This is a genomic window from Phytoactinopolyspora endophytica, assembly GCF_004138495.1.
GTDB classification, from domain to species: Bacteria; Actinomycetota; Actinomycetes; order Jiangellales; family Jiangellaceae; genus Phytoactinopolyspora; species Phytoactinopolyspora endophytica.
This window is the reverse complement of sequence record NZ_ML142852.1, coordinates 352,609-353,617: the sequence shown is the minus strand read 5'-3', so window position 1 is coordinate 353,617 and position 1,009 is coordinate 352,609. Positions and strand designations below refer to the sequence as shown.

1 protein-coding gene is annotated in these 1,009 nt (G+C 70.4%); it reads right to left on the bottom strand.

All coding sequences use genetic code 11. The features are described from left to right. Positions 1–989: glycoside hydrolase family 3 protein (locus ELR45_RS10040; protein WP_276320663.1), on the bottom strand; the 989-nt coding region annotated here is incomplete at its 3' end. Between the last annotated feature and the right edge of the window lie 20 nt (positions 990–1,009).

Below are 1,009 nucleotides of genomic sequence, written 5' to 3'. Positions count from 1 at the left end.
GTATCGCCCACCACCACGTGTGAGATGCCGTGGCGGAGCGTGTGGGCCTGAGGTGAGACGGTATGGCGGACGCTCACTGTGGACCGGCGAAGCGCGTCGTCCCATTCCAGGGGTTCGTCGAAATGGGCGACGGCGGCCTCGTCGAACCCGGCGGGGCTATCCGCGCCTGCGCGCCATTTCGCGGCGAGCAGGCGGCGGAGGGCCGCGTCGAGCGTGGCCTCGCTGAGCTCCCCGGCCCGGACGGCGCTGACCACCCGTGTCAGCACCGCGGGGAACGCGCCGGCCGGGCACTTGACGTTCGCGACGTCGGCGCCGGCGCGCAGCGAAAGCACGGCGGCGGTGCCGGGGTCATAGCGGGCGGCGATGGCCTTCATTCGCAACGAGTCGGTGATGATCACTCCCGCGAAGCCGAGCCGATCACGTAGCCAGCCACGGTTGACCAGGGAAGACAAGCTAGCCGGCTCGTCGACGCCGAGTCCTGGGAGGACGACGTGCGCCACCATGATCGACGCGACGCCGGCGTCGATCGCCGCACGGAACGGCGCCAGGTGCACGGCGTCGTGATCGTCCGGCGACCGGTCGATCCGTGGCAGATCCAGATGGCTGTCGACCGTGCTGTCACCGTGCCCCGGGAAGTGCTTCGCCGTCGCGAGCACGCCCGCGTCCTGATAGCCCTTGATCTGGGCGGCGCCGAGCGCGCTCGTACCGCCGGCGTCGACCCCGTAGGCCCGCACGCCCAGGATGGGGTCCTCTTCCGTGGTGACGACGTCTATGCACGGGCTGAACGTCCAGCGGTAGCCGAGTGCCCGGGCCTCGTCGGCAGCCTGCCTGGCCACGCGGTATGCGAGTTCCTCGCTGCCGGCCATGCCGATTCCTCGTGGATAGGGAAAGTCGGTCCCGGTGGCGCCGAGCGAATATCCCACACCGGCCTCCAGGTTGCCGGTGACGAAGACCGGAGGCAGACCGGCATCGACGCTGAGCGCTCCCACGGTGGAGTGGTATCCGGCCG